The sequence below is a fragment of the Streptomyces sp. NPDC012935 genome (assembly GCF_042900345.1).
Classification (GTDB): domain Bacteria; phylum Actinomycetota; class Actinomycetes; order Streptomycetales; family Streptomycetaceae; genus Streptomyces.
Window position 1 is genome coordinate 193,579 of record NZ_JBIBBC010000015.1, and the last position, 21,201, is coordinate 214,779.

The 21,201-nt window shown below is 69.2% G+C and carries 17 protein-coding genes, 1 pseudogene and 1 riboswitch; of the genes and pseudogenes, 10 read left to right on the forward strand and 8 right to left on the reverse strand.

The window, feature by feature from the left end; translation table 11 throughout:
- Window positions 1-44 precede the first annotated feature (44 nt).
- Window positions 45-830 (forward strand): glucosamine-6-phosphate deaminase, encoded by a 786-nt coding sequence (gene nagB, locus ACFY5C_RS30920; protein WP_389450199.1) that lies wholly within the window; start codon window positions 45-47, stop codon window positions 828-830.
- 81 nt (window positions 831-911) lie between these two features.
- On the opposite strand, the gene ACFY5C_RS30925 is transcribed toward nagB, so the two are convergent.
- The 6 genes from ACFY5C_RS30925 to ACFY5C_RS30950 all read right to left on the reverse strand — a co-directional run bounded on the left by ACFY5C_RS30925 (window position 912) and on the right by ACFY5C_RS30950 (window position 6,526).
- Window positions 912-1,442: a hypothetical protein gene (locus ACFY5C_RS30925; protein WP_389450201.1), complete on the reverse strand. Its 531-nt coding sequence runs from the start codon at window positions 1,440-1,442 to the stop codon at window positions 912-914.
- Window positions 1,439-1,687, reverse strand: coding sequence for a helix-turn-helix transcriptional regulator (locus tag ACFY5C_RS30930; protein WP_328423586.1), 249 nt, complete (start codon window positions 1,685-1,687; stop codon window positions 1,439-1,441). Before ACFY5C_RS30930 ends, ACFY5C_RS30925 begins: the two co-directional genes overlap by 4 nt.
- 83 nt (window positions 1,688-1,770) lie before the next feature.
- Window positions 1,771-3,273, reverse strand: a complete 1,503-nt coding sequence (locus tag ACFY5C_RS30935) for a glycoside hydrolase family 3 protein (protein ID WP_389450203.1) — start codon at window positions 3,271-3,273, stop codon at window positions 1,771-1,773.
- A gap of 9 nt (window positions 3,274-3,282) precedes the next feature.
- The gene (locus tag ACFY5C_RS30940; RefSeq protein ID WP_389450205.1) at window positions 3,283-4,113 is read right to left on the reverse strand and encodes a carbohydrate ABC transporter permease; all 831 of its coding nucleotides are present in this window, start codon (window positions 4,111-4,113) and stop codon (window positions 3,283-3,285) included.
- The gene (locus ACFY5C_RS30945) at window positions 4,110-5,096 is read right to left on the reverse strand and encodes a carbohydrate ABC transporter permease (RefSeq protein WP_389450207.1); all 987 of its coding nucleotides are present in this window, start codon (window positions 5,094-5,096) and stop codon (window positions 4,110-4,112) included. Before ACFY5C_RS30945 ends, ACFY5C_RS30940 begins: the two co-directional genes overlap by 4 nt.
- 152 nt (window positions 5,097-5,248) lie before the next feature.
- The gene (locus ACFY5C_RS30950) at window positions 5,249-6,526 is read right to left on the reverse strand and encodes an extracellular solute-binding protein (RefSeq protein WP_389450210.1); all 1,278 of its coding nucleotides are present in this window, start codon (window positions 6,524-6,526) and stop codon (window positions 5,249-5,251) included.
- A 321-nt stretch (window positions 6,527-6,847) separates the two neighbouring features.
- On the opposite strand from ACFY5C_RS30950, the gene ACFY5C_RS30955 reads away from it, so the two are divergent.
- The 5 genes from ACFY5C_RS30955 to mctP all read left to right on the forward strand — a co-directional run bounded on the left by ACFY5C_RS30955 (window position 6,848) and on the right by mctP (window position 12,125).
- Window positions 6,848-7,612 (forward strand): GntR family transcriptional regulator, encoded by a 765-nt coding sequence (locus ACFY5C_RS30955; RefSeq protein WP_030947772.1) that lies wholly within the window; start codon window positions 6,848-6,850, stop codon window positions 7,610-7,612.
- 167 nt (window positions 7,613-7,779) lie between these two features.
- Window positions 7,780-9,936 (forward strand): carbon starvation CstA family protein, encoded by a 2,157-nt coding sequence (locus ACFY5C_RS30960; RefSeq protein ID WP_389450213.1) that lies wholly within the window; start codon window positions 7,780-7,782, stop codon window positions 9,934-9,936.
- Complete coding sequence (locus ACFY5C_RS30965) at window positions 9,899-10,105, forward strand: YbdD/YjiX family protein (protein ID WP_389450269.1); 207 nt, start codon at window positions 9,899-9,901, stop codon at window positions 10,103-10,105. Before ACFY5C_RS30960 ends, ACFY5C_RS30965 begins: the two co-directional genes overlap by 38 nt.
- 128 nt (window positions 10,106-10,233) lie before the next feature.
- Window positions 10,234-10,500 carry a DUF3311 domain-containing protein gene (locus ACFY5C_RS30970; protein WP_389450216.1) on the forward strand — a complete coding sequence of 89 codons (267 nt, stop codon included), beginning with the start codon at window positions 10,234-10,236 and terminating at the stop codon, window positions 10,498-10,500.
- Window positions 10,497-12,125 carry a monocarboxylate uptake permease MctP gene (gene mctP, locus ACFY5C_RS30975; protein ID WP_389450219.1) on the forward strand — a complete coding sequence of 543 codons (1,629 nt, stop codon included), beginning with the start codon at window positions 10,497-10,499 and terminating at the stop codon, window positions 12,123-12,125. The genes ACFY5C_RS30970 and mctP overlap by 4 nt, the downstream gene beginning before the upstream one ends.
- A 37-nt stretch (window positions 12,126-12,162) precedes the next feature.
- Here the strand turns inward: mctP and ACFY5C_RS30980 are convergent, their stop codons facing one another.
- On the reverse strand, window positions 12,163-15,783 hold the full coding sequence (locus ACFY5C_RS30980; RefSeq protein WP_389450222.1) for an ATP-binding protein: 3,621 nt from the start codon (window positions 15,781-15,783) through the stop codon (window positions 12,163-12,165).
- Window positions 15,784-15,938: 155 nt separating this feature from the next.
- Here ACFY5C_RS30980 and ACFY5C_RS30985 point away from each other — a divergent pair.
- From ACFY5C_RS30985 to ACFY5C_RS30995, 3 genes and pseudogenes are all read left to right on the forward strand, one after another.
- Window positions 15,939-16,250 (forward strand): annotated as a pseudogene (locus ACFY5C_RS30985) (hypothetical protein).
- An 18-nt stretch (window positions 16,251-16,268) separates the two neighbouring features.
- Window positions 16,269-16,443, forward strand: a riboswitch (cobalamin riboswitch).
- A 123-nt stretch (window positions 16,444-16,566) separates the two neighbouring features.
- Window positions 16,567-18,954, forward strand: a complete 2,388-nt coding sequence (locus ACFY5C_RS30990; protein ID WP_389450225.1) for a ribonucleoside-diphosphate reductase subunit alpha — start codon at window positions 16,567-16,569, stop codon at window positions 18,952-18,954.
- Window positions 18,954-19,967, forward strand: coding sequence for a ribonucleotide-diphosphate reductase subunit beta (locus ACFY5C_RS30995; RefSeq protein WP_389450228.1), 1,014 nt, complete (start codon window positions 18,954-18,956; stop codon window positions 19,965-19,967). The genes ACFY5C_RS30990 and ACFY5C_RS30995 overlap by 1 nt, the downstream gene beginning before the upstream one ends.
- Here ACFY5C_RS30995 and ACFY5C_RS31000 read toward each other — a convergent pair.
- A complete protein-coding gene (locus tag ACFY5C_RS31000) occupies window positions 19,880-20,119 on the reverse strand; it encodes a hypothetical protein (RefSeq protein ID WP_389450231.1) in 240 nt (79 codons plus the stop codon). The two genes, ACFY5C_RS30995 and ACFY5C_RS31000, sit on opposite strands and share 88 nt — an antisense overlap.
- A 92-nt stretch (window positions 20,120-20,211) precedes the next feature.
- Here ACFY5C_RS31000 and ACFY5C_RS31005 point away from each other — a divergent pair, with 92 nt between their 5' ends.
- Entirely contained in the window at window positions 20,212-21,177 is a 966-nt protein-coding gene (locus ACFY5C_RS31005; RefSeq protein WP_389450234.1) for a GlxA family transcriptional regulator, read from the forward strand.
- The last annotated feature ends 24 nt before the right edge of the window (window positions 21,178-21,201 follow it).

The following is a 21,201-nucleotide window of genomic DNA, read 5'->3' on the forward strand; positions in this document are numbered from 1 at the left end:
TACGGGGTGCCCTTCTAGTCCTACTTCAGATCGGCAGGCCCAGCGTGGAAGTTGTCATCGTTCCGGACGCCAAGGCGGGTGGCGAGCTGATAGCCGAGGCCATGGCCCAGCTACTGCGGCGCAAGCCCGACGCCCTGCTCGGCGTGGCCACCGGCTCGACGCCACTGCCCATCTACGCGGCACTCGCGGCCAAGGTGCGCTCCGGCGCCGTCGACGCCTCGCGGGCGCGGATCGCACAGCTCGACGAGTATGTGGGGCTGCCCGCGGAGCACCCGGAGTCGTACCGCTCGGTGCTGCGTCGCGAGGTGCTGGAGCCGCTCGGGATCGGGATGGAAGCGTTCATGGGGCCGGACGGCACGGCCGACGACGTGCCCGGGGCGTGCGAGGCGTATGACGCGGCGCTGGCCGAAGCCGGGGGCGTGGACCTGCAGTTGCTCGGGATCGGGACCGATGGGCACATCGGGTTCAACGAGCCGTGCTCCTCGCTCGCGTCGAGGACCCGGATCAAGACGCTGACCGAGCAGACCCGGGTCGACAACGCACGGTTCTTCGACGGGGACATCGAGCAGGTGCCGCACCACGTCATCACCCAGGGGATCGGGACGATCCTGGAGGCGCGGCATCTGGTGCTGCTCGCCACCGGTGAGGGCAAGGCGGACGCGGTCGCCGCGACCGTCGAGGGACCGATCGCGGCCGTCTGCCCGGCCTCGGCACTGCAACTGCACCCGCACGCCACGGTCGTCGTCGACGATGCCGCCGCGTCCAAGCTGAAGCTGGCCGACTACTTCCGGCACACGTACGCCAACAAGCCGGAGTGGCAGGGGATTTAGGGCGCCGCACACGACAGGCATGCGTGCGGCGGGTCCCGCGACCAGGGGACCCGCCGTATGCCCGCCGGGCCTTCGCCGGTTCTAGAGGCCGGCCGCCTCGTCCTCGGCCGGCTCGTCCTGTGCGGTCAGGCCGGCCACCCACAGCGGCATCAGCCAGTGGGCGGCGAGGACCGCGGCGAGGACGGGTGCCGCGTAGACGCGGAGGGCGTCGCCGTCGGCCGCACCCGCCGCCAGCAGGCCGGCCACGGCCGCGAGCAGCAGGCTGGTCATCGCGCGGTGGGCGCGGGCGAGCACCCGCCTGCGTTCGGCCGACTGCCGCTCGTCGAGGGCGCGTTCACGCAGTTCGAGCAGGCCCCGGGTGGCCCCGTTGATCACGCCTGTCGCCACCATCCAGGGCAGCATCAGCACCGCCGCGGCGATGACGGCCCACATCGGCTCCACCGGCGACAGCGAGAAGTACGCCGTCAGCGACCCGATGGCCACGGTGAGTGCGACATGCGCGGCGACCACCAGCCGGCGACGTGTGGTCGTGGCGTACAGCGGGCGCCCTCGGGGGTCGTTCATCAACCGCAGCATGCTCCGGTCGTAGCGCGTCAGCCGCGTCGTGGTCATGACTGTTTCCTCCCGTAGACCTCGTCCGTGAGCGGCCGGAACGGATCGAGGGAGAACAGCGCCTCGACCGGCAGCCCGAAGAACTTCGCGATCTTCAGGGCCAGGTCGAGGCTCGGGTTGTACTGCCCCCGCTCGATGTAGCCGATGGTCTGGTAGTGGGCTCCCACTGCCTCGGCCAGGCTCTGGCGCGACACCTTGCGCTCGGCACGCACCATCGCCAACCTGTTGTGCACCTGCTCACTCATGTATAAGAAGTACTACATTCAGGAGTGGAGCTGCAACCACAGGCCATCGAGCAGGGTCGCGGAGAGGAACAGCCTCGGGGGCCTCACACCCCGGCGATGACCTCCGCCGCCGCAAGCCCGCACACGCGGGCCGCGCCGTACGTGGCGATGTGCAGGGCGCCGCGGGGTTCGGCCCGGGGGACGCCCATTTCGACGACGACCGTGTCCGGGCGGGATCGCAGCAGGGTGTCGAGGGCCGTTGTCATCCAGGGGTGGCGGTGTTCGTCGCGGACCACGGCCACCATGCGGCGGCCGGCCGCTGCCTGCAGCGCCTCCCGCCCCGCCTCCTCCCCCGCGTAGCCGCCGGTCTCGGTGCCGGGGAGCAGCCGGGCCAGTTCGGCGGCGACGCCCCAGGGGGTCTCGTCGCCGACGGCGATGTTCGCGACCGGGGTGAAGGCGGCGACGTACGGCGCCTCGGTGAGCGGGGTGAAGCCCTGCGCGCCGGTCACCTTCAGTGCACGCCGGGCGGCGACAAGGCCCACGTCCTGACGCGCCTCACCCTCGGCGCCGGTGACGGTCGTCGTCCAGCGAGCCAGCTCCCGGACGCGTTCCGCCGCCTCCGCCAGCCGTGCCTCGGGAAGCTCGCCGGCGCGGACCGCGGCGACCAGGGCGTCGCGCAGACGTCGTACCGTCTCGTCGTCGGCGAGGCCGCCGCCCACGCAGATCGCGTCGGCGCCGGCCGCGATGGCCAGGACGCTGCCGCGTTCGATGCCGTAGGTGGCGGCGATGGCCTGCATCTCCATGCCGTCGGTGACGATCAGGCCGGTGTAGCCGAGTTCGCCGCGCAGGACGTCGGTCAGGACGGGGCGGGACAGGGTGGCCGGGTGGTCGGGGTCCAGGGCCGGGACCAGGATGTGCGCGCTCATCATCGCCCTCGTGCCGGCGGCGATCGCCGCCCGGAACGGGGAGAGTTCCCGGTCGGCCAGGACCGAGGCCTCCGCGTCGATGCGGGGCATCGAGTGGTGGGAGTCGACCGCCGTGTCGCCGTGGCCCGGGAAGTGCTTGGCACAGGCCGCTACGCCCGCCGACTGCAGGCCGGTGACGTAGGCCGCGGTGTGCCGGGCGACCAGGGCGGTGTCGGCGCCGAAGGAACGGACGCCGATGACCGGGTTGGAGGGGTTGGAGTTCACGTCCGCCGACGGGGCCCAGTTGAGGTTCACTCCGCAGGCTGCCAGGCGGCGGCCCATCTCGAAGGCGACGTCCCTGGTCAGCTCCACGTCGTCCACCGCGCCCAGGGCGTGGTTGCCGGGGAAGCTGGAACCGGTCCGCACCTCCAGCCTCGTCACATCACCCCCCTCCTCGTCGATCGCGACCAGCACGTCGTCGCGCTCGGCGCGCAACTGGGCGGTGAGCGCTGCCAGTTGCTCGGGCGAGGCGATGTTGCGGCCGAACAGGCCGACGGAGGCGAGGCCCTCGCCGAGGCGGCGCAGCAGCCAGTCGGGGGCGGTGGTGCCGGTGAAGCCGGGCTGAAGGACGGTCAGGGCATCGCGCGTCAGACCGTCCTTTTCCGGATTGGACGCAGTGGTGCCGCTGGCGAATGTCGTCATCGGGTGGCGTTATCCCTTCACGGCGCCGGCCGTCAGGCCGCTGACAGCCTTGCGCTGCAGGAAGACGAAGAGGATCAGGATCGGGATGGCGAAGAGGGAGGACGCCGCCATCGTCGCGCCCCAGTCGTTGCCGAAGGCGGTCTGGAAGCTGGACAGCCACAGTGGCAGGGTCTGCGCCTCCGCCTCCTTGTTCAGCACCAGGACCAGCGGGAATTCATTCCATGCGGTGATGAAGCCGAACAGGGACGTGGACATCAGGCCCGGCGCGAGGAGCGGCAGGATGACCTTGCGGAACGCCTGGGCACGGCTGCAGCCGTCGACCATCGCGGCCTCCTCCAGCTCCCTGGGGACCGCGGCGACGAAGCCGCGCAGCGTCAGGATGGTGAAGGGCAGGATCATCATCATGTAGAAGACCGTCAGCGGCAGGAGGCTGTTCAGCATCGAGGCGTCCCGCACGATCATGTACATCGCGATGATCATGACTTCCCAGGGCGCCATCTGGGCCATCATGAAGCCGATGACGAACCCGCGCCGCCCCTTGAACCGCATCCGGGCGAGGGCGAAGGAGCCCGCGAGCGCGATGACCAGGGCGAAGCCGACCGCGCAGAGCGTCACGATCAGCGAGTTGGTGACGTACGTCCAGAAGTGGTCGACGCCGGTCGCCCGCTTGAAGTGGTCGAAGGTGATGTCGGTCGGGAACCACACCGGGTTTGCCGAGATGATGTCTCCGGTCGGCTTGAAGGCCGTGGAGAACATCCAGTACACGGGGAAGACGAAGCCGATGAACAGGACGACGGCCGTGACGTTGGGCCACAGGCGGCCGAAGAGTGAGCGCTTCACAGCTCGTCCTCCTCTTGCTTGAGCACGATCCTGAGGTAGTACGCGGTCAGGCCGAGCAGGATCAGGATGGTCAGGACGGCGATCGCCGCGCCCATGCCGTAGTGCTGGTTGCCGACGCCCTCGATGTAGGCGTAGACGGGCAGGATCTCGGTGAGCCGGTCGGGGCCGCCGCCGTTGATGGTGAAGACCTGCACGAACGCCTTGAAGACCCAGATGATCTCCAGGAAGGTCGTGGCGTAGAGGAAGGGGCGCAGGTACGGCAGCGTCACCGTGGTGAAGCTCTTCCAGGCGCCCGCGCCGTCCAGCGCCGCGGCCTCGTAGAGCTCGCCCGGGATGGTGGTCGTGGCCGCGTAGAGGTTGATCGCGACGAACGGGATCGACATCCAGACGATCAGCAGCGTGACCACGAAGAACGTCGACATCTGGCTGCTGGTCCAGCTGTAGTCGGCCATGGAGTGCCAACCCAGCTTGTCCAGCACCCAGTTGACGACGCCGAAGCGCTGTGCGAACAGCCACTGGTAGACGGTGCTCGCGGCGACCACGGGCATCGCCCAGGCCAGCACCAGCCCGATCAGCAGCATGACCCGCATCCGCCTGCCGAGGCGGGCGAGCAGCAGGCCGACCAGGGTGCCCACGACCATGATCAGGGCGACGTTGACCGCCGTGAACAGGATCGAGCGCAGGGTGACGCGCCAGAAGTCCTCGCCGGTGAGGACCTCCTTGTAGTTGTCGATGCCGTTCCACTCGGTGACGTGCTGGATCAGCTGCGCCATGTTGAGGTTCTGGAACGACAGCAGGACGTCCTTGACCAGCGGCCAGCCGAGCAGCAGCACAGTGGCCGCGCAGGCCGGCAGCAGCAGGAGGTACGGGGTGAACGCGCCGAGGCGGGACGCGGCTCGGGGCGGCGGCCCGGCGGAACCGCTCTCGGCCTTGCCGACTGCGTCCACCGGGCCGGAAGGCGGCCGTTCGGTCTGCACGGTCATGCTCGCGATCTCTCTTCTCGGCCTGCGTGTCTCGGCCTACTCGGCCTGCGGGTCTTGACCTGCGGGTCTCGACCTGCGGACGTGGACCCGCGTACGGTCGCCGGGGCGGGGGGCGTCACGCGCATCCCCCACCCCGGCGCGACCCGGTGCCCCTACTGCTGCTGGGCCAGACGCTTGTTGAACTCGTCCTCGACCTGCTTGGCCGCCTCGGCCGGCGACTTACCGTTCAGCACGGCGGTCATGTACGTCTTGACCGGGTTGGGCGCGTTCTCCACGGCCGCCCACTGCGGGATCAGCGGCGTGGTGCCACCGCCCGCGGCGGCCGGCGCGGCGGCCTCGGCGACGGCGTTGCCCTTGAGGTTGGTCTGCAGCGCCTCCTTGTTCGGGATGACGCCGTTCTGCTTGGCGAGCTCGCCCTCGTACTGGTCGGACAGCGCGATCTTCAGGAACTCCTTGGCGAGCTCCTGCTTCTTGCTGCCCGCGGCGACCGCGAGGTTGGAGCCGCCGAGGAAGACACCCTCGGGCTTGTCGGCCGTGGCACCCGGGATGGTGAAGTAGCCGATGTCCTGCTCGATCTTCTTGTTGGCCGCGATCGCCGTACCGGCCTCCCAGCCCATGCCGATGAAGGCGCCGACGTCGCCCTTGGCGAACACCTCGGCCTGCTGCGGGGTCGCCTCGTCCTTGTCCTTGGGCGCCTTGGACAGGGCCTGGAACTTCTTGTACGTCTCCATGGCGGCGGCGACCTTCGGGTCGTCCAGGTTGGAGACGTACTTGTCGCCGTCCTTCTTCACCAGCTCGGCGCCCTCACCGATGGTCAGGCCGACGAAGTGGTACCAGTTCTGGCCCGGCAGGTAGATGGGCTCGGCGTCGGTTTTCTCGCCGATCTGCTTGAGGTCGGCGTAGAACTCGTCGCGGGTCTTGGGGGTGTCCTTGATGCCGGCGTCGGCCCACACCTTCTTGTTGTAGAGGACGACGCGGTTGGCGAAGTACCACGGGGCGGCGTACTGCTTGCCCTCGTAGACGGAGGACTCGTTGAGGGACTCGGCCCAGTCGGTGCCGATCTCGGACTTGAGGTCGGCGAGGTCGGCGAGGCCGCCGGTCTTGGCGTAGGCCGGGGTCTGGGTGTTGCCGATCTCGAAGACGTCCGGCGGGTTCTCCTCCGACAGGGCGGTTGTCAGCTTCTGCTGGATGCCGTTCCACTGCTGGATCTCGAACTTGACCTTGGCCTTGGTCTTCTTCTCGAAGGCGGCCTGGACGTCCTTCTGCCACTGGTCCGGGGAGGAACCGTCCATCACCCAGACCGTGAGCGTCTCGCCGGCGTAGCCGTCGGCCCCTGCCTTGTCCCCGCCGTCGCCGTTGTCGCCCCCGCACGCCGCCAGGGAGATCATCATGCCCGCGACACCGATCGCGGATATCAGCTTGCGCTTCACGCCACCCTCCTCAGGGATGCCACAAACCCCCCTGCCTCCCCGCGCGAGCGTTGGGCCGGGACCTGGACCAATGGTGTAGACCAGTACGGGGAGCTTGGACCAGACCATGAAGCGTGTCAAGGGTGGCCGAATAGCCCTTGACCAGCCGTTATGGGACCTACATATGCAGGAACCTTTAAGTAAGAAGCCAGCGAAAACACCAGGGCCGGAGTACCCTCGTCCGCTAGACCACTTGGCACTGTGGACTAGACCAAAAGCGGCGGCGACGGTATATAGAAGGGATCACGATGTGACCCGCATCCGGAGCCGGGAAGGCGAAGCATGAGCACCGACGTCAGCAGTGCGGAGAACGAGAACGGCGCCACCGTCCGTACCGCCCGCGTGCCCAAGTACTACCGCCTGAAGAAGCACCTTCTCGACATGACGGAGACCCAGGCGCCCGGCACCCCGGTACCGCCCGAGCGCACGCTGGCCGCCGAGTTCGACACGTCCCGCACGACCGTGCGCCAGGCCCTGCAGGAGCTGGTCGTCGAGGGACGCCTGGAGCGCATCCAGGGCAAGGGCACCTTCGTCGCCAAGCCGAAGGTCTCCCAGGCCCTGCAGCTCACCTCCTACACGGAGGACATGCGCGCCCAGGGCCTGGAACCGACCTCCCAGCTGCTGGACATCGGCTACATCACCGCCGACGACCGCCTCGCCGACCTGCTCGACATCACGGCCGGCGGCCGGGTGCTGCGCATCGAGCGGCTGCGCATGGCGAACGGCGAGCCGATGGCCATCGAGACGACCCACCTGAGCGCGAAGCGCTTCCCGGCCCTGCGCAGGTCCCTGGTCAAGTACACCTCCCTCTACACCGCGCTCGCCGAGGTCTACGACGTCCATCTCGCCGAGGCCGAGGAGACGATCGAGACCTCCCTGGCCACCCCGCGCGAGGCCGGCCTGCTCGGCACGGACGTGGGCCTGCCGATGCTGATGCTGTCCCGGCACTCGCTGGACCGGGACGGGCAGCCGGTGGAGTGGGTGCGGTCCGTCTACCGCGGGGACCGCTACAAGTTCGTGGCGAGGCTCAAGCGGCCTCAGGACTGAGCCCGCCCGGGAAGGTGACGGGACGACACGCGAAGGCCGCACCCATGAAGGGCGCACCCATGCAGGCCCAACACGTGAAGGGACAACAACTCCCGCACGCGGTGTAGCGCGTCTCACCGACCTGCTCTACGTTCCTCCCGTCGCCGCATGGACGGGAGGACCACCCGGTGCGTACCGCGAATCCCCGAACCATCGTCATCTGGACCCTGGTCGCGCTGGTCGGTGCCGCCGGCTGGACCGTGCTGGCGCTGTCCCGCGGCGAGGAGGTCTCGGCCGCCTGGATGGTCGCCGCCGCCCTCGGCTCGTACGCCATCGCCTACCGCTTCTACGCCAAGTTCATCGCATACAAGGTCCTCAAGGTCGACCGGACCAGGGCCACCCCGGCCGAACGCCTCAACAACGGCATCGACTTCCACCCCACCGACCGCCGAGTCCTGCTCGGCCACCACTTCGCGGCGATCGCCGGCGCCGGACCGCTCGTCGGCCCGGTCCTGGCGGCGCAGATGGGGTATCTCCCCGGCACCATCTGGATCATCGTCGGCGTCATCTTCGCGGGCGCGGTCCAGGACATGGTGGTGCTGTTCTTCTCCACCCGCCGCAACGGGCGTTCGCTCGGTCAGATGGCGCGCGAGGAGATCGGTCCGTTCGGCGGCGCGGCCGCGCTGCTGGCCACCTTCGTCATCATGATCATCCTGCTCGGCGTACTGGCCCTGGTGATCGTCAACGCCCTCGCACAGTCGCCGTGGGGCACCTTCTCCATCGCGATGACGATTCCGATCGCCCTGCTGATGGGCTTCTACCTGCGGGTGCTGCGTCCCGGCCGGGTCGCCGAGGTCTCGCTGATCGGCGTCGCACTGCTGCTGTTCGCGCTGATCGCGGGCCGCTGGGTGGCCGAGTCGTCATGGGCCGACACCTTCACGCTCGCGCCCTCCACGCTGGTCGTCTGGATGGTGGCGTACGGCTTCATCGCCTCGATCCTGCCGGTGTGGATGCTGCTGGCGCCGCGCGACTACCTGTCGACCTTCATGAAGATCGGCACGATCGTCCTGCTCGCCCTCGGCGTCGTCATCGCCCTGCCGACGCTGAAGATGGACCCGGTGACGGACTTCGCCTCGCGTGGGGACGGCCCGGTCTTCGCGGGGTCGCTCTTCCCCTTCGTCTTCATCACCATCGCCTGCGGCGCGCTGTCCGGCTTCCACGCGCTGATCTCGTCGGGTACGACGCCGAAGATGATCCAGAAGGAGACGCAGGTCCGGATGATCGGGTACGGCTCCATGCTGATGGAGTCGTCGGTCGCCGTGATGGCGCTGGTGGCGGCGAGCATCATCGACCCGGGCCTGTACTTCGCGATGAACGCGCCCGCAGGTGTCATCGGCGACACGGTGCAGAACGCCTCCCAGGTCGTGGGCAGTTGGGGCTACCAGATCTCCCCGGAGGCGCTCGCCCGGGCGGCGGAGAACGTAGAGGAATCGACCCTGCTCTCCCGCACGGGAGGCGCACCCACCCTGGCCATCGGCGTCTCGGAGATCTTCTCCGAGGTCACCGGCGGTGGCCTGCGTGCCTTCTGGTATCACTTCGCGATCATGTTCGAGGCGCTGTTCATCCTGACCGCCCTGGACGCCGGCACCCGTGTGGGCCGCTTCATGCTCCAGGACATGCTGGGCAACGTCTACCGGCCCTTCAGGAACATCAGCTGGAAGCCGGGTCTGGTCATCACCAGCGCGGTGGTGTGCGGCCTTTGGGGCTACTTCCTGTGGGTGGGCGTCCACGAGCCGCTCGGCGGCATCAACCAGCTCTTCCCGATCTTCGGCATCTCGAACCAGCTGCTCGCGGCGGTCGCCCTCGCCGTCTGCACGACCCTGCTGGTGAAGTCGGGGCGCCTCAAGTGGGCCTGGATCACCGGGGTTCCGCTCGTCTGGGACGCGACGGTGACGCTGACCGCCAGCTGGCAGAAGGTCTTCTCCAGCGACCCGAAGGTCGGCTTCTTCAGGCAGCGCCAGGTGTTCCAGGACGCCATCGACCGCGGCGAGGTCCTGCCGCCCGCGAAGAGCATGGACGACATGCACACCGTGGTCACCAACTCCACGGTGGACGGCGTCCTCACAGCGGTCCTCGCGCTCCTGATCGTCGTGGTGATCGCCGACGCCACCCGCGTCTGCGTCCGGCACGTCCGCCGCCCGGCGCTGTCCACGCTCAGCGAGGCGCCGTACGTCGAGTCGAAGATCACCGCTCCCGCGGGGCTGTTCCCGACCAAGGAGGAGAAGGAGGAGGAACGCCGTGCGGTCGCTGAGGCGAGCAGTCAGTCTTCGGCAGGTATTCAGTAGCGTGCGCTGGTACGTGCGCGAGTTGACCGACGAGTCGGCATACGACCGTTATGTCACCCACGTACGGCATGAGCACCCGGACGCGGAAGTGCCCTCCCGGCGCGACTTCGAGCGGATGCGAACGGACCGTCAGGAAGCAGACCCACGCCAGGGGTTCCGCTGCTGCTGAGCGCCCCGTCGGCGTACACACCAATCCTCCACATCCGATATGCGGACAGGGTCTTCCGCTGTCGTTGCACCGTCACCTACATTGCCCGGGCGTTTCTCAGGTGATCAGTGAGGGGACGGAGCCGTCAGATGTCAGATGCCCCAGAAGTGAACAGAGGGCCGGTGGTGACGCCCATACGGGTCGTCATCGGGCTCTGCCTAGCCGCGCCCTTCGTGGCGATGCTGTGGGTCGGTTCGTACGCCAAGACCGATCCGGCGTTCGCCGGCATCCCGTTCTTCTACTGGTACCAGATGCTGTGGGTCCTGCTCTCCACGCTGCTGACGATGATCGCGTACAAGCTGTGGCAGCGTGACCAGCGCGGCCGCGCCTCCCAGAAGGGCGGTGCGTCGGAATGAACGACGGCGTGAACGGCGTCGCACTCGGCGTCTTCATCTTCTTCTTCCTGGCCGTCACGGTCATGGGCTTCCTGGCCGCGCGCTGGCGCAAGGCCGAGAACGAGCACAGCCTCGACGAATGGGGCCTGGGCGGCCGGTCGTTCGGCACCTGGGTCACCTGGTTCCTGCTCGGCGGCGACCTGTACACGGCGTACACCTTCGTCGCCGTACCCGCGGCGATCTACGCGGCGGGCGCGGCCGGCTTCTTCGCCGTGCCGTACACGATCCTCGTCTACCCCCTGATCTTCACCTTCCTGCCCCGCCTGTGGTCGGTCTCGCACAAGCACGGCTATGTGACGACCTCGGACTTCGTGCGCGGCCGCTTCGGCTCGAAGAGCCTTTCGCTGGCGGTGGCGGTCACCGGCATCCTGGCGACGATGCCGTACATCGCGCTCCAGCTCGTCGGCATCCAGGCCGTGCTGGACGTGATGGGCGTCGGCGGCGGCGAGAACACGAACTGGTTCATCAAGGACCTGCCGCTGCTCATCGCCTTCGGTGTGCTGGCCGCGTACACCTACTCCTCGGGCCTGCGCGCGCCCGCGCTGATCGCGTTCGTGAAGGACACGCTGATCTACATCGTCATCGCGGTGGCGATCATCTACATCCCGATCAAGCTCGGCGGCTTCGACGAGATCTTCGCCAAGGCGGGCGAGGCGTACAGCCAGACCAACCCGGCCACGGGCGCGCCGCGCGGTTCGCTGGTCCCGGCCGAGGCGGGGCAGTGGACGTACGCCACGCTGGCGCTGGGCTCGGCGCTCGCGCTGTTCATGTACCCGCACTCGATCACCGCGACGCTGTCCTCGCGCAGCCGTGAGGTGATCCGCCGCAACACCACGATCCTGCCGCTGTACTCCCTGATGCTGGGCCTGCTGGCGCTGCTGGGCTTCATGGCGATCGCGGCCGGCATCAAGGTGCAGAACGGCCAGCTGGCCATCCCCCAGCTCTTCGAGACCATGTTCCCGTCCTGGTTCGCGGGTGTGGCCTTCGCGGCGATCGGCATCGGCGCGCTGGTGCCGGCGGCGATCATGTCGATCGCGGCTGCGAACCTCTTCACCCGCAACATCTACAAGGACTTCATCAAGCCGGACGCGACGCCCGCGCAGGAGACCAAGGTCTCCAAGATCGTGTCCCTGCTGGTGAAGGTGGGCGCGCTGGTCTTCGTCCTGACGATGGACAAGACGGTCGCCATCAACTTCCAGCTCCTGGGCGGCATCTGGATCCTGCAGACCTTCCCGGCCCTGGTCGGCGGCCTGTTCACGCGCTGGTTCCACCGCTGGGCCCTGCTGGCCGGCTGGGCGGTCGGCATGATCTACGGCACGGTCGCCGCGTACGGCGTCGCCTCCCCGACCCAGAAGCACTTCGGCGGCTCGGCCAAGGAGATCCCGGGCATCGGCGAGATCGGCTACATCGGCCTCACGGCGTTCGTGCTGAACGTGGTGGTGACGGTGGTCCTGACCTTCGTCCTCAAGGCCGCGAAGGCCCCGGAGGGCATCGACGAGACGAAGCCGGAGGACTACACGGCGGACGCCGGGGACCCGGGCGTCCAGGTCGAGCTGCCGCCCGCGACGGCGGGGACGAGCCACTGACGCACGGGTCACATGCCCGATGGCCGGGCGTACCGCACTAGCTGCGCGTGCGCCCGGCCATTTGCTGCCAGAAGCCGTCCAGTTCCCGCACGCGCATGCTGACCCAGTGCGGTGTCTTCCTGCGCAGGCCCCTGGGAAGGTGACGGCGCACTCGGCCCGGCAACAGGGCCTGCTGCTGCCGGCAGAACGGCTCCCGGATCTCCCCGCGCGGCACACAGCCCCGGGGCGGGTAGGGGCAGAGCTGGAACTTGCAGTCGGGCGGACAGGTCGTACCCGGTGTGGGCGGGTCCGCCATGCCGGCCCGCAGGTCAGGTCGCAGCGGGCGGCGATCGCTGCGGATGCACGGCGGGAGTGACGACGTCCCCGGCTGCTCCGCGCGGACCATCCGCTCCTCGACCTCGTCCGGATGCCCGTCCCGTTCGATGAGGTTCAGCATCACCAGCACGTCGGCGACCAGACACTGGGCGCGCGCGTCGAGGGTGCTCCAACCGACCGAGGGCGGGATCCACAGGTTGTGCTTGCGGTACGCCTCTGGGTTGCCGGTGCACGCGCCGATGTTGTCGGCCACCCCGTTCTCGTCGATCCAGAGGAACCGCTCGGGTTGCCCGGTCTCCAGCGCGAGGGCCACCAGGTCCCCCGCCTCGGCGACGAACGGATGCAGGGGCCGCCGGGGCGAGGCGCCGTTCGCCTCGGCATGCCCGGGTGCCCGGTTCACCGTGCCGGCCATCGACAGCCAGCGCTCCACCGTCTGTACGGCGCTCGCCCCGCCCAGCGCCCGGGGCGGCTCGCGCCCGCCGTCGTGCCCGTCCTTCCCCGGCATCGGGTGCGCCTCCCGCTCATGGACGCCGACACTGTCGGGAAGCTTCCACAGGCACAGCGCCTGAAGCAGCATGACCTGCGCGTACCAGCACCGGGACTGCTGGAGCACGGTCTCCGCCTGCCGGATCAGATCGGCGCGACCGCCCTGGTGGGCCCGCGGGTGCCGGATCCGGCGGTTGGCCGCGTACTTGAAGCCCTGTGCCAGCGCGGCCTCCAGCGCGAGCGGCAGGTCGGGGGCGCCGCCGGTGGCCTTCGGGTCCAAATGGCGCAGCCACCTGGTGAGGCGTTCGAGGGCCTCGTCACGGTGCGCCTCGTCGACGGAGCCCAGCAGCATGGGGATCATCCAGGCGCGCATCACGAACTCCCGGAACAGATCGACCCGTTTCCTGCGGTACTCCTGGTTCAGCGTGCGCCGGTCCTGCTGGAGCCGGCCGATGCGCTCGGTCCTGGCCCGTGAGGGCACGCCCGCGGCCCGCGCCCGCGCCATGCGCTCGGCCCACTGCTCGTACTCACCGCGTTTCCAGGCCTTCAGCTCGCCGAGCCGGTCGTTGTACTCCTGCACGGGGTCGGTGTTCAGCCCGATCCGCCCCCGGATCACGGCGAACGCCGCGTTGCCGCCGGTGCCGAACTCCTGGGCTACGGCCAGGCGTATCGGGTAGATGGGTTCCTTCACACCGATCTGGACGAGCTGTTCGTAGAGCGGGGTGGTGTCGATCCGGTCGGAGACGCTCCGCAGGGCGGCTCCGAGTTGCCTGAGCAACCTCAGTTTGGCGTCTTCGAGGCTGCGCCGGTCACCCTTGAAACCGGCCCACGTCCTGCGCACTTCGCTCAGGATGTCGCCCATCAGCCGCGGATCGTCTTCCACGCTCTCGATCTCCACGGCGGCCGCGTAGAGATCGAGCGCCTTCGGATCGTCCGTGCGGCGTTCCGCGGCCCTGCAGAGCCGGTGGGCCAGCGTGTGCCCGCGCACCCGTGACCTGCGGAGCCGCTCCTCGACCTCCTTCGTCACCTCGGCCCGTACGCCCTCTCGGCGGGCCCTGACCCCCGCCGCCCGGCGGCGCGACAACAGCACCAGGGCCATGAGCAGTTCGCGGCTGGGCCCGGGCGGCTGGAGCACCTGCTCGACGAGCTCGCCGGCGCCCCGCTCGCCCAGCTGCCGCAGCACGCGGTAGCCGAAGTAGGCCTGGATGATGCTGTGCGGGAAACGGACCTTGCGCTCGAAGCCCTCCACCAGTCCGAGCTTGTCCGCGTTGCGCGCGATCCGGGCGAGGGCGGCGCGGCACTGGTCCATGTTGCCCCCGCGCAACCGCCTCCTCTCGTCCGGGCCGATCCGCCGGCACAGCACGTCCCAGATCTGCTGCCGGTGCCACTCGGAGAAGACGTTCCCGCGCCTGCCGTACCGGTCGAAGGCGCGTCCGCCGGTCCACAGGTGCTCGGCGCGGGCCTGTGCGCGCCGCATCGGACCGGGGTGGACGTCCGAGTCGAGCAGCTCCCCGAGGCCGACCTCCAGCTTGTCCTGGAGCAGTCCCACGCAGGCCAGGGCGGAGACCACTTCGAGGGCGTCGCGGCGTTCCTGCCGGCTCAGCGCGACGTCCCGGCGCAGCCTGCCCTGGCACAGCGCCTCGTCCCAGGTCTCCAGCAGCCACAACCGCAGCGTGCCGCGGTCGCGGCTGCGGGTGTTCATGTGCTGCGGGTCGTTGTCCGGCCGGTCGTGCTCCAGGGCGCCGTGGCGGTGCAGTTCGCGGGCGATCTGGAGGTAGACGGGCGACTCGGTCACCTCCGCCGTCTCCACGATCCAGTCCACGCGGCGTTCGTCCGTCTCCGGAACGCGTGCCTGGACGAACCGCAACGCCTCCTCCTCGCTGAGCGGTTCCAGCTCGACGATCGCGGCCGGGGTGCTCTCCAGCGGGCTGTGCGGACGGGAGGCGATGACGAGGGGCAGCTTCTCCTCGTAGGCGCGCTCGATGGCTCGCCGGATGATGTTGTCCCGGTTCTGTTCGAGGCCGTCGCCGAGGAGAGCCTCCTCCAGTCCATCGGCGATGACGACGGGTTTGTCGTCGGCGAGCAGTTGCTGCCAGACCCGCTCGGTCTTGGTGCGCGCGAGGATGCCCCGGGGTGCCTCGTCTATGAAGCGCTGCTTGGCCATGCGTTCGAAGTTCAGGTCGGTGCCGCCGTTCGCGTCCCGCAGCCGGATCGGCACCGGTACGGCGTTCTGCTCCGCCAGCAGTTCGGTGAGCCGTACCAGGACGGCGGTCTTGCCCACGCCGACACCGCCGACCAGCAGATAGGGACGGCGCGTGTCGCGCTCGCGCAGCCGTTCGGCGATGACCTGGGCGATCTCCTCCCTGCCTACGATCTCGGTGGCGTCCGGGCCGGCGGTGAGCACCAGTCGGTGGGGATCGTCCCGTGCCTTTGCGAGATAGCGCCGCTTGGTCCACCGGTACCACCAGAACAGAAAGAGGGTGGCGGCGAGCGACGCGGCGAGCACCGGGCCGAGGAAGCGCAGGACGGTCTCGAATCCGTCATTGCCCTGCCGCCACTTCTCGAAGCTGGTCGTGTTGCTCGAGATCAGGATGTACAGGCCCTCCACCACCCACGCGAGCAAGGCGAGCGCGGCCACCGTCCAGATGGCCCGGGTGACGTTGGTGTAGGTGAACCACCGGCGCCACTTCCTGGGGCGGGTGGTGCCGCCGCGAGCCTCCAGGCGGATCGTCAGCCGGTGCCAATGGGCCACGAACCCCTGCCTGACCCAGGTGCCCGCCCGTCTCGGAGCCAGCGTCGCCATCGGCGCGTTGCGCGGTCGCTTCTTGCCGGGCGGGCGACGGACGACCCTCGTCATCGTTCGTCTCCTTCCGAGGAGGACTCTCGAAACGGAGCGACCGCGGAGCGCCGACACCTATCTCCATAGAAGCACTCCCGGAACTCCCCGCAACCCGGCGGCCCTCGGCGAAAACCCTGGGCCGTCCCCGGGACCGGTCCGGCAGACTCGGGCGTATGGACATCGCGATCCGGCCGACGGATCCCGGCGAGTTCGACGCGCCCGGCGAGTTCACCACCAGGAAATACTCCAAGCGCGCGGCCGCCGCCGAGGTGGTGGTCACGCGGACCGCCAACTGCTGGGCGGGGTGACCTTCGTCCCGTCCGGCGGCCCCCTGGCGAGGCAGCCCGCACGTGCGCGCCCGTAGCGACCGCGCTCGCGCCCGCGCCCGCGCCACGGAGGGCTGCGTACGCATCGTCCTGTCGACCCAGCGAGCCATGCACGCCCGGATCTACATCACTCTCCTCACCTACGAGTTGACGCTCTGAAACCAGCGCGACACAACATCTGGGGGTGGCGTGGCGGGTGAGCACAAGATGTATGCTCATGCTCGCTGTCGCCGCAGGGGAATCCGGTGCGAATCCGGAACTGTCCCGCAACGGTGTACTTGTGCATGTCTGTTCCCAGGACCGGCATGCGCAGGAGTCAGTCCGAGGACCTGCCGACAGCGCGCCCGGCCACCCGGCCGGTGCGCCCGACGTCCGGGCCTCGCGGAATGGGCCGGTGGACGCGACGCCGTGTGCGCTCGTGTGCTGCCCCCTGCCCTCGCCGAGGCCCCCGTGCCGAGCGAGGGAGAGCCCCCACGTGACCATCGCGCCAGCAGATCCGGCCTCAGCCGTCCCGACCGTCCCTACGGACGAGGACGCCCCGGGAACCGCCTTGCTGCGGACCCTGACCGAGCTGACCGCCGACCTCCCCGACGCCGACCCCGGCCGGGTCGCCGCCGCCGCGCTGCGCGGCCGGTCCGCGTTCGCGGACGAGGCGGAGCTGCGCGAGCTGGCCACCGAAGCGGCGGCCGGCCTGATCTCCGAGGACCCCGCCTACTCGAGGCTCGCCGCCCGGCTGCTGACCCTCTCCATCGCCGCCGAGGCCGCCTCGCAGGGCGTCACGTCCTTCACCGGGTCGGTCGCGGTCGGGCACCGTGAGGGCCTCATCGCCGACCGGACCGCCGAGTTCGTGCGCCTGCACGCGGCCCGCCTCGACGCCCTGGTCGACATGGACGGCGACGACCGCTTCGGCTACTTCGGCCTGCGCACCCTGCACAGCCGGTACCTCCTGCGGCACCCCATCACCCGCAAGGTCGTCGAGACGCCCCAGCACTTCATGCTGCGCGTCGCCGCCGGTCTCGCCGAGGACGACACCGCCCGGTCGGTGGACGAAGTCGCCGCGCTCTACGGGCTCATGAGCCGCCTCGACTACCTCCCCTCCTCCCCCACCCTCTTCAACTCCGGCACCCGGCATCCCCAGATGTCGTCCTGCTACCTCCTCGACTCCCCCAAGGACGAGCTGGACTCCATCTACGACCGCTACCACCAGGTCGCCCGCCTCTCCAAGCACGCGGGCGGCATCGGTCTTTCGTACTCCCGTATCCGGTCCCGGGGTTCGCTGATCCGCGGCACCAACGGTCACTCCAACGGCATCGTGCCGTTCCTGAAGACCCTCGACGCCTCGGTCGCCGCGGTGAACCAGGGCGGCCGGCGCAAGGGTGCGGCCGCGGTGTACCTGGAGACCTGGCACTCCGACATCGAGGAGTTCCTGGAGCTGCGCGACAACACCGGTGAGGACGCCCGCCGTACGCACAACCTGAACCTCGCGCACTGGGTCCCGGACGAGTTCATGCGCCGGGTCAACGCCGACGAGCCGTGGTCGCTGTTCTCGCCGTCGGACGTGCCGGATCTCGTCGACCTGTGGGGCGACGAGTTCGACGAGGCGTACCGCAAGGCGGAGGCGGCGGGGCTCGCGAAGAAGACCATCCCCGCCCGTGATCTGTACGGCCGCATGATGCGCACCCTCGCGCAGACCGGCAACGGCTGGATGACCTTCAAGGACGCCGCCAACCGCACCGCCAACCAGACGGCCCTGCCGGGCCATGTCGTCCACTCCTCCAACCTCTGCACGGAGATCCTGGAGGTCACGGACGACGGGGAGACGGCGGTCTGCAACCTGGGGTCGGTCAACCTCGGCGCCTTCGTGAACACCATGACCGGCGACATCGACTGGGAGCGGCTCGACGCGACCGTCCGCACGGCCGTCACGTTCCTCGACCGGGTCGTCGACATCAACTTCTACCCGACCGAGCAGGCGGGCCGGTCGAACGCCAAGTGGCGGCCGGTCGGGCTCGGCGCGATGGGCCTGCAGGACGTCTTCTTCAAGCTGCGCCTGCCCTTCGACTCCGCCGAGGCGAAGGCCCTGTCCGCCCGGATCGCCGAGCGCATCATGCTCGCCGCCTACGAGGCCTCCGCCGACCTCGCCGAGCGCAACGGCCCGCTGCCGGCGTGGGAGAAGACCCGTACCGCCCGCGGTGTCCTGCACCCCGACCACTACGACGTCGAGCTGACCTGGCCGGAGCGCTGGTCGGCCCTGCGCAGCCGTATCGCCACCACCGGCATGCGCAACTCCCTTCTGCTCGCCATCGCGCCCACCGCGACCATCGCGTCGATCGCGGGTGTCTACGAGTGCATCGAGCCGCAGGTCTCCAACCTGTTCAAACGCGAGACGCTCTCCGGCGAGTTCCTCCAGGTCAACTCCTACCTGGTCAACGAGCTCAAGGAGCTCGGCGTCTGGGACGCCCGCACCCGTGAGGCGCTGCGTGAGGCGAACGGCTCGGTGCAGGAGTTCGCCTGGATCCCCGAGGACGTGCGGCGGCTGTACCGCACGGCGTGGGAGATCCCGCAGCGCGGTCTGATCGACATGGCGGCGGCGCGGACCCCGTTCCTCGACCAGGCCCAGTCCCTGAACCTGTTCCTGGAGACGCCGACCATCGGCAAGCTCTCCTCGATGTACGCGTACGCCTGGAAGTCGGGCCTGAAGACGACGTACTACCTGCGCTCGCGCCCGGCGACCCGCATCGCCCGCGCCGCCCAGGGCCGGGCCGCCCAGCCCGAGAAGACCATCCCCGTCCAGCAGGTCGCCGAGCCCGACGCCGTCGCCTGCTCCCTGGAAAACCCCGAGTCCTGCGAGGCCTGCCAGTAATGACCAGCCGTAACACCAACCTTCTCGACCCGGGCTTCGAGCTGACCCTGCGCCCCATGCGCTACCCGGACTTCTACGAGCGCTACCGGGACGCCATCAAGAACACCTGGACCGTCGAGGAGGTCGACCTCCACTCGGACGTCGCCGACCTGGCGAAGCTGTCCGAGGGCGAGCAGCACATGATCGGCCGGCTGGTCGCGTTCTTCGCGACGGGCGACTCGATCGTGGCGAACAACCTGGTGCTGACGCTGTACAAGCACATCAACTCCCCCGAGGCGCGCCTGTACCTGAGCAGGCAGCTCTTCGAGGAAGCCGTGCACGTCCAGTTCTACTTGACGCTGCTCGACACCTATCTGCCCGACCCGCAGGACCGGGCGGCGGCCTTCGACGCCGTCGAGAACATCCCGTCCATCCGCGAGAAGGCCGAGTTCTGCTTCAAGTGGATCAACGAGGTCGAGAAGCTGGAGAGCCTGCAGACCAAGGCCGACCGGCGTCGCTTCCTGCTCAACCTGATCTGCTTCGCCGCGTGCATCGAGGGCCTGTTCTTCTACGGCGCCTTCGCGTACGTCTACTGGTTCCGCAGCCGGGGCCTGCTGCACGGCCTGGCCACCGGCACCAACTGGGTGTTCCGCGACGAGACGATGCACATGAGCTTCGCGTTCGACGTCGTCGACACCGTCCGCAAGGAGGAGCCGGAGCTGTTCGACGACCAGCTCGAGCAGGAGGTCACCGACATGCTGAGGGAGGCCGTCGAGGCCGAGCTGCAGTTCGCGCGCGACCTGTGTGGTGACGGCCTCCCGGGGATGAACACCGACTCGATGCGGCAGTACCTGGAGTGTGTCGCCGATCAGCGTCTGACGCGTCTCGGCTTCGCTCCGGTGTACGGCTCCGAGAACCCCTTCTCCTTCATGGAGCTGCAGGGCGTTCAGGAGTTGACCAACTTCTTCGAGCGGCGGCCCTCGGCGTACCAGGTGGCGGTGGAGGGCACCGTCGACCTGGACGAGGACTTCTGAGCCTCGGTCTCGTCGCGTTCCTGGGCCTCCCTGATCTGACGGTCGATGCGCCGGTCGCGCACCGCGCCGATCAGTGACGGGAGGGCCAGGAGGACGAACAGCCCGAGGACGACGATCATGGCGAGCAGTGTCTGTGTCTGTTCTGCAGTCATGACACCACTGTCGCTCCGTACACTCCTTACGAACAGTGGCAGGACTGCCGTAGAACCTCGATTTACTGCCAGCGACGAGGCACACTGGCAGCATGCTGAAAAACGTCGCCGCCGTCCTCCTCGACGGTGTACATCTCTTTGAAATGGGCGTCGTCTGCGAGGTGTTCGGCATCGATCGCAGCGACGAGGGCCTGCCCACCTACGATTTCGCGGTCGTCTCGGCGGAAGGGCCGACGCTGGGCACTCACGTCGGCGGACTCACCGTCACCACGCCGTACGGCCTGGAGCGGCTGGAGGAGGCCGACCTCATCGCCGTACCGGCCGGCAGCGAGTACGTCACCCGTGACTATCCGCCCGAGCTGCTTGACGCCCTGGTCAGGGCCGTCGACCGGGGCGCCCGGGTGCTCAGCGTGTGCTCCGGCGTCTTCGTGCTGGGCGCCGCGGGACTGCTCGACGGGCGGCGGTGCAGTGCGCACTGGAAGCACGCCGGGGAGCTGTCCCTACGGCATCCGGGGGCGATCGTCGAGTCCGACGTGCTGTACGTCGACGAGGGGCCGGTGATCACCAGTGCCGGCACCGCCGCCGGCATCGACGCCTGTCTGCACATCGTGCGCCAGGAGCAGGGGCCCGAGGTCGCCAACAAGATCGCCCGGCGCATGGTCGTGCCGCCGCACCGGGACGGCGGCCAGGCCCAGTTCGTCGAGCGCCCCCTGCCCAGCTCCCACTGCGACACGGTCGGCGAGGTGCTGGCGTGGATGGAACGGCACCTCGACGAGGACGTCACGGTGGAGCAGCTAGCCGAGCGCGCGCACATGTCCCCGCGCACCTTCGCCCGCCGCTTCCAGCAGGAGACCGGCACGACTCCCTACCGCTGGATCCTGCGCCAACGTGTGCTGCTGGCGCAGGAGTTGCTGGAGGCGACGGACGAGACGGTGGACGCGATCGCGAGTCGAACAGGGTTCGGGACCGCGGCCGCACTGCGCCACCAGTTCGTACGTGCTCTGGGGACGACCCCGAACGCCTACCGCAGGACGTTCCAGGGGCCGAGCGCGGCCTGAGCCGTCCCCGGCGGCACCGGTCCC